The organism is Acidaminococcus sp. (assembly GCF_050873445.1).
Taxonomy (GTDB): domain Bacteria; phylum Bacillota; class Negativicutes; order Acidaminococcales; family Acidaminococcaceae; genus Acidaminococcus.
Genome location: NZ_JBNMIU010000029.1, coordinates 20,843 through 27,049 on the forward strand (window position 1 = coordinate 20,843; position 6,207 = coordinate 27,049).

Annotated in this window: 6 protein-coding genes, 1 pseudogene and 1 other annotated feature; of the genes and pseudogenes, 2 read left to right on the top strand and 5 right to left on the bottom strand. The window is 52.5% G+C overall.

Annotation, left to right across the window (positions count from 1 at the left end; genetic code table 11):
• Nucleotides 1-28 precede the first annotated feature (28 nt).
• The 5 genes and pseudogenes from rlmH to ACR0QW_RS06435 form a co-directional block, all read right to left on the bottom strand.
• Nucleotides 29-511, bottom strand: a complete 483-nt coding sequence (gene rlmH, locus ACR0QW_RS06415; RefSeq protein WP_432642878.1) for a 23S rRNA (pseudouridine(1915)-N(3))-methyltransferase RlmH — start codon at nucleotides 509-511, stop codon at nucleotides 29-31.
• A pseudogene (locus ACR0QW_RS06420) lies at nucleotides 508-1,637 on the bottom strand (S1C family serine protease). The gene rlmH and the pseudogene ACR0QW_RS06420 overlap by 4 nt, the downstream one beginning before the upstream one ends.
• Nucleotides 1,638-1,653: 16 nt before the next feature.
• Nucleotides 1,654-2,439, bottom strand: a complete 786-nt coding sequence (locus ACR0QW_RS06425) for an MBL fold metallo-hydrolase (protein WP_432642879.1) — start codon at nucleotides 2,437-2,439, stop codon at nucleotides 1,654-1,656.
• 130 nt (nucleotides 2,440-2,569) lie between these two features.
• A complete protein-coding gene (locus ACR0QW_RS06430; RefSeq protein WP_432642880.1) occupies nucleotides 2,570-3,016 on the bottom strand; it encodes a Fur family transcriptional regulator in 447 nt (148 codons plus the stop codon).
• Between the two features lie 154 nt (nucleotides 3,017-3,170).
• Entirely contained in the window at nucleotides 3,171-3,884 is a 714-nt protein-coding gene (locus ACR0QW_RS06435; protein ID WP_432642881.1) for a L,D-transpeptidase family protein, read from the bottom strand.
• Between the two features lie 142 nt (nucleotides 3,885-4,026).
• Nucleotides 4,027-4,245 (top strand) — a binding site (T-box leader).
• Nucleotides 4,246-4,288: 43 nt separating this feature from the next.
• Between ACR0QW_RS06435 and cysE the strand changes: the two genes are divergently transcribed.
• Together cysE and cysK are read left to right on the top strand one after the other, a co-directional pair.
• On the top strand, nucleotides 4,289-4,987 hold the full coding sequence (gene cysE, locus ACR0QW_RS06440; protein ID WP_432642882.1) for a serine O-acetyltransferase: 699 nt from the start codon (nucleotides 4,289-4,291) through the stop codon (nucleotides 4,985-4,987).
• Between the two features lie 127 nt (nucleotides 4,988-5,114).
• Nucleotides 5,115-6,056 (top strand): cysteine synthase A, encoded by a 942-nt coding sequence (gene cysK, locus ACR0QW_RS06445; RefSeq protein ID WP_432642883.1) that lies wholly within the window; start codon nucleotides 5,115-5,117, stop codon nucleotides 6,054-6,056.
• Nucleotides 6,057-6,207: the final 151 nt, after the last annotated feature.

Here is a 6,207-nt window from a genome sequence, read left to right on the forward strand (position 1 = left end):
CGAATACGAACTACGAATCACTGTCTTCTCAATGATGATACTTCTCTTTCCGCAAAATCTTGAACCCCCGATAGATCTGTTCCAGAAGCAGGATCCGGATCATCTGGTGGGTAAAAGTCAGCGGCGAAAATTTCCAGCGGAAATCCGCACGTTTCCGCAGTTTGTCCGTGTATCCGAAAGGACCTCCGATAACAAAAGTCAGGTGGCTGACACCCTCCACCATCCACTGACCCAGTCTTTCCCCCAGTTCCGGGGAAGAAATCTCCTTTCCCTTCAGATCCAGCAGCACCACATAACTGTGTTCCGGGATCAGCTTCAGCACCCGGTCCGTTTCCCGTTCCAGGATCTGGGTTTCCTCCGCCGGGGAGGCATTGTCGGGCATCTTCTCCTCATTGATGCACCGGGTTTCCAGCTGGCAGTAAGCCCCCAGTCTCTTGGTAAATTCCGCTTCTGCGTCCCGCAGGTACTTTTCCTTCAATTTGCCCACACAGGCAATGGTGATCTTGATCATTGCTGGCTGCTTTGCTGGGGCATTTCGGTCAGCGTCACCGTCCTGGTCACTGCTTCGTCCCCTCTCAGGATGGTCACCGGCACCTGTTCACCCACCTGGCACTTGCCCAGTGCCTCCCGCAGGTCGGCTACAGAATCCACTTTAGTACCGTTGAACTTAATGATAATATCGTTTGGACGAATGCCCCACGATATGCAGGGCCGTTTTGAAACAATTTAACGACAAACAGCCCTCCTCTCAGATCCAGATCGAAGCCCAGCCGCTGTGCCAGGTTCTTGTCCAGCAGGCTGACGCCTAGGTACGGACGGACCACACGACCCTTTTCGGCCAGTTCTTTCAGGATGGGTTTCGCTTCGTTGATGGGGATGGCAAATCCGATACCTTCCACACCGTTGGCCGCAATCTTGGCACTGTTGATGCCGATGACCTGCCCATCGGCGTTTACCAGAGCCCCGCCGGAATTCCCAGGGTTGATGGCTGCATCAGTCTGGATCAGCTTAAACCGCCGTTCGCCCATATCGATGCTTCGATTCAGGGCACTGATCACCCCGGCAGTGACACTGCCCCGGAATTCCATACCCAGAGGGTTGCCAATGGCAATAGCCGGTTCGCCCACCATCAAGGAATCGGAATCCCCAAATTCGGCCACGGGCAAATCTTCATCGGCTTCGATCTTCACCACAGCCAGATCCGTAGTAGGATCCGTACCCAGCACCTTACCAGCATAGGTCTTGCCGTCCGGCAGGCTCACCACGATTTCCTGGGCCCCTTCCACCACATGGTTATTGGTGGCAATCAAGCCGTCCTTGCTGTAGATCACGCCGGAACCGCTGCCCTGTTCCACCAGCTGGGTCCGGTTGAAATAATCCCGTACCAGGGCTTTGTTGGTGATACCGACTACTGCAGGACCCACTTTCTTGGCTGCCTGGACGATGGGAGTATTCCTGGCAGAACTGAGTTTGGCTTCGTTCTGTTTGGTCTGTTCAGCCTGGGTCATCGCCGATTTCGTTTCTGCTTTGCCGGTGCTCTTGCTGCCGGCGGCGCCGCAGCCGGCAGCAAGGATGCTGGTGCTTAAGGACAGGGCCAGCAGGATTCCTGCTGTTTTCTTCTTGATATCGTATTTCATGATGATTCTCCTTTTTTTACCACACGTTGCTGACCAGCGTCTGCTGCCGGGCAACATAGAGTTTGATCTTCCGGGTCACTGAAGCCCCTTCCAGGGCATCCTCCACGGTCTGGCAGGCTCTTTCCGGCGTGTTGTTCTTTTCACTGAGGTGAGCCAGGAACACTTCCCGGGGCGGGTTCTCCAGAGAAGCCAGGAACTGGCCTGCTGTCCTGTTGGACAAATGGCCGTTTTCTCCCAGGATCCGCCGTTGGAGGGCAATGGGATAGGGCCCGTTCCTCAGCATGGTCTCATCGTGGTTGGCTTCCAGTATCATGACATCCGCCCCTTTAGCCGCCTGTTCCACCGTTTTGGTGATGGTTCCGCAGTCCGTCAGATACGTACATTTCCTTTTCTCGCTGAAGATTTCATACCCCACCGGATCCGCCGCATCATGAGGGATCCGGAAAGACTTGATCTGCAGGCTGCCCAGTATACAGCTCCGGGGGATTACCCGTACCTGGGAGCGGGGCAGCAGCCGCCGCACCGGCAGCTGGACCCAGGTCCGTTCGTTGGCAAAGATGGGAACCTGGCTGTAGTGTTTGGCAAACACTTCCAGTCCGGCCACATGGTCCTTGTGTTCATGAGTCAGGAAAATCCCGCTAAGTTCCCCCGGTTCCAGGCCGCAGGCCCGGAGTCCCTGGACGATTCGCCGACAGGAAATCCCCGCATCGATCAATATGGAGGTCTGGCCGCATTGGATCAGGGTGGAATTACCCCGGCTCCCACTGGCCAGCACCGCTACTGCAAAATTCGTCAAATCCATACAAACACCGTTCTATACAAAAATGTCGGGGCAATCCTTTACCCCGCTATTATACTTATCATTATAGCAAAAACAAGGAAAGAAATGTAAAAAAACACCGAACTCTTGCGAGTCCGGCATTTTCCCTGCTTCAGTTTTTCTTGGACTGGCAGTCCGGGCACAGACCATAGAAATAGAACTGATGGCCTTGGACAGTGAACCCGGTTTCAGCTGCCACCAGGCTTTCGATGGCTTTGGCATCCAGATGGGGCACGTCGCACACCTTGCCGCATTTCATGCAGCGGATATGAGGGTGTTCCATCACATTGGCATCATACCGAAAGCTGTCTTCCCCAGTATTCAGCACCTGGATGATGTGCAGTTTACTGAAAATTTCTACGGATTTGTATACCGTAGCGAAACTCATGGTGGGATATTTCTCCTTCACCTTGTTGTAAATCATTTCCGCCGTGGGATGTTCCGTCGTATGAGCCAGCATATCATATACGGCCAGTCTCTGGGGAGTGACTTTACAGCCATTGTCCCGGAGCAGCTGAGCCAATTCTCCTGCGGTTAACGTATCCAACACCTCCTTCATTTTCTTTTCATTGTATACTCTTTTTAATAATTATTTCTATATTTAATATATAGTTTTATGTTTAATTGGTCAACAGTTTTTATACTAAAAAGCCTTGACTGCACGGTCATCTCCAGTGTTTTCTGGAATGATTATTACAAAAATATATTCTGTATCAATCCTGGATGGTCACGGGCATGCCAATGTACGCAACTTGTTTTAATTGCTGCAGGTTTGTATTATCCAGACGGACACACCCTTCCGATGCATCAGTGCCGATGGAAGCCGGATCATGGGTCCCGTGGATGCCGATACCATCCCAGCTGCCCCCGCTCAATGCTTCCGTATCCAGACTCAGGAACCAGGGACCATATGCGCCCTGGACTTCGCCGTTACCGTCCCCGAAATCGTGGGCCCAATCAGAAGCATCGTCAATTTCATCAACAGAAAATGTCCCCGTTGGAGTCATATTGTCGCCCCGACGCTCTTTCTGACCCAATCCGCCCTTGCCGACGGCACAGCCCCAGGTACGCACGACCGCATCCCCATCTTTCAGATACAGTTTGTGGTCACTCTTATCCACCAGGACGGAATACTTCTTTCCGGGTTCCAGAGGCTGTTCCGCAGCCGGCTGAACCTCGTTTTTCTCTTCTTCTCTGGGCTGCTGCAGACTTTCCACCGGTGACTGCTGTTTTTCCGGCGGAGTCTGCGCATCTTTGGAGGCTTCGTCCTTTACCGGAACTGTAGGCCCCGGTGCTCCTACCCCATGGTACCCCAAAGCAAAGCAGCCCGTAAGCAGCACGCCCAGGAAGACCAGGGAGCATACACCCAGCAGCAAACCGCGATGTTTATGGTTTTTCGGGGATTTCCCCGTCCAATACTTCTCCATTTCTTTTTCCTTCTTTCATTCAAGTAAAGAATATCATATCATTTTCCCGGGAGTAACTGCAACGGGTGCCCTATAAAAAAAAATTTAAATCATACTTGACAAGTGTATCTAAAAATAATACAATACAGCCATATTCAAAAACAGAAACGCAATGACCAAAACAAGTACACTTCGAAAAGTGGCACAGAGAGCGCGAATCACCGGCTGAAAGTTTGCGCCGAAGCTTGAGGAGATGGAATGCCTTTGGGAGCTGAAAGTCCGAACCTGAAGTAAGACTTTACGGGCAGCCGCCGTTATCGGTATGAGTGGCAGCAGAACTCTTGCTGCAATCAGAGTGGAACCGCGAGAGATCGCCTCTGTCAGGAGGCGGTCTTTTTTTGTATCCAAAAAGGGAGGAGAACGCTATGTTTGCATCCATGCGCAACGATATCCGGGTAATCAAACAACGGGACCCGGCAGTGAAGAATACACTGGAAGTGGTCCTGTGTTATTCCGGTCTCCATGCCATCTGGGCGTATCGGCTTTCCCACTTCTTCTATAAAAGATCCTGGTTCGTGACGGCCCGGCTCATCTCCACAGTATCCAGATTCTTCACCGGCATTGAAATCCATCCTGGAGCCCAGATCGGTGAAGGACTGTTCATCGACCATGGAACCGGCATCGTCATTGGCGAAACCACCATCATCGGCAACAATGTCACTTTGTATCAGGGCGTGACCCTGGGTGGCACCGGCAAGGAAAAAGGCAAACGCCATCCCACCATCGGCGATTATGTAGTCGTAGCCTGTGGAGCCAAGGTGCTGGGATCCTTCACCGTAGGAGAAGGCGCCAAAATCGGTTCCGGCAGCGTAGTGCTGAAGGAAGTGCCTCCCTATTCCACGGTAGTGGGTATCCCCGGACATGTAGTAACCCGCAAGGGTGTCCGGGTAGCCCCCGCCCACAGCGAACGGGATGTGGACCTGAACCATAACCATCTGCCCGACCCTATCGAAGATCAGATTACAGCCCTGGAAAAACAGGTAGCCCTATTAAAACGGCAGGTCAGCGACCTGCGCAGTCAGCAGAAAGTGCTCCCGCTGAAACGGGTAGCGAATTTCCGATAACAGGAGGAGGAAGCCTTATGCAAAAAGAATGGTGGAACGGGCCCCTCGGTCCGCGATGTCGACTCTCTTTTGATTTTGCTGTAGCTGGGAACCAAATCATCTGTGAACAATCAAAGGAGAGAATACCATGTCTAAAGTATATACGAGTGTCCTGGATCTGATCGGCCATACCCCCCTGCTGGAACCGAAAAAGTTCGGTGCGGATAAAAACCTGGCAGCCCGTCTGCTGGTAAAACTGGAAAGCTTCAACCCTGCTGGTTCTGCAAAGGACCGGATTGCCAAAGCAATGATTGAAGATGCGGAAAAACGGGGCACCCTGAAGCCCGGCGGCACCATCATCGAACCTACCAGCGGCAACACGGGCATCGGCCTGGCCGCTGTAGCTGCCATGAAAGGCTATCGGGCCATCATGGTAATGCCGGAAACCATGTCCATTGAACGGCGGAACCTGATTGCCGCCTATGGTGCAGAAGTAGTACTGACGGCAGCTGCCAAGGGCATCGCCGGTTCCGTGGAAAAAGCCAAGGAACTGGCCGCTTCCATCCCCGGCAGCTTCATTCCGGAACAGTTTGACAACCCGGCCAACCCGGCGGCCCACAAAGCTACCACGGGGCCGGAAATCTATGAAGACACCAACGGTGCTGTAGACATTTTCGTAGCCGGTGTAGGTACCGGCGGTACCCTGACCGGTGTGGGTGAATACCTGAAAGAAAAGAAACCTTCCGTCAAAGTCATCGCTCTGGAACCGGCAGATTCTCCCCTGCTGAGCAAGGGCAAACCCGGTCCCCACAAAATCCAGGGCATCGGCACCAACTTCCTGCCCAAGACCCTGAACACCAAGATTTATGATGAAGTGCTGACTGCCACCACGGACCAGGCTTACTCCACCGCCCGTGACTTCATCCACAAGGAAGGATTCCTGATCGGAATTTCCGGCGGTGCAGCTTTGTACGCTGCTGTAGAAGTAGCCAAACGACCGGAAAACAAAGGGAAGACCCTGGTGGTACTGTTACCGGATAACGGCGACCGCTACCTGACCACACCGGGATTTTTAAAGAAAGATAACTAAAAAAAACTGGAAAAGGGGGTGTGAAAAAATAAGCCCCCAAAAAATACGAAAAAGGACTTCCGATTCTCGTGAACCGAAAGTCCTTTTTCGTGTTAGAATTTAACTGACATGAAAAACCTAACTGTGTATTATAATACTCCCAAGCAGGGAA

Coding starts and splice junctions, on each gene's coding strand:
- ACR0QW_RS06430 (WP_432642880.1), bottom strand. CDS start 3,016: ATGAAGGAGGTGTTGGATACGTTAACCGCAGGAGAATTGGCTCAGCTG.
- ACR0QW_RS06435 (WP_432642881.1), bottom strand. CDS start 3,884: ATGGAGAAGTATTGGACGGGGAAATCCCCGAAAAACCATAAACATCGC.
- ACR0QW_RS06425 (WP_432642879.1), bottom strand. CDS start 2,439: ATGGATTTGACGAATTTTGCAGTAGCGGTGCTGGCCAGTGGGAGCCGG.
- cysE (WP_432642882.1), top strand. CDS start 4,289: ATGTTTGCATCCATGCGCAACGATATCCGGGTAATCAAACAACGGGAC.
- rlmH (WP_432642878.1), bottom strand. CDS start 511: ATGATCAAGATCACCATTGCCTGTGTGGGCAAATTGAAGGAAAAGTAC.
- cysK (WP_432642883.1), top strand. CDS start 5,115: ATGTCTAAAGTATATACGAGTGTCCTGGATCTGATCGGCCATACCCCC.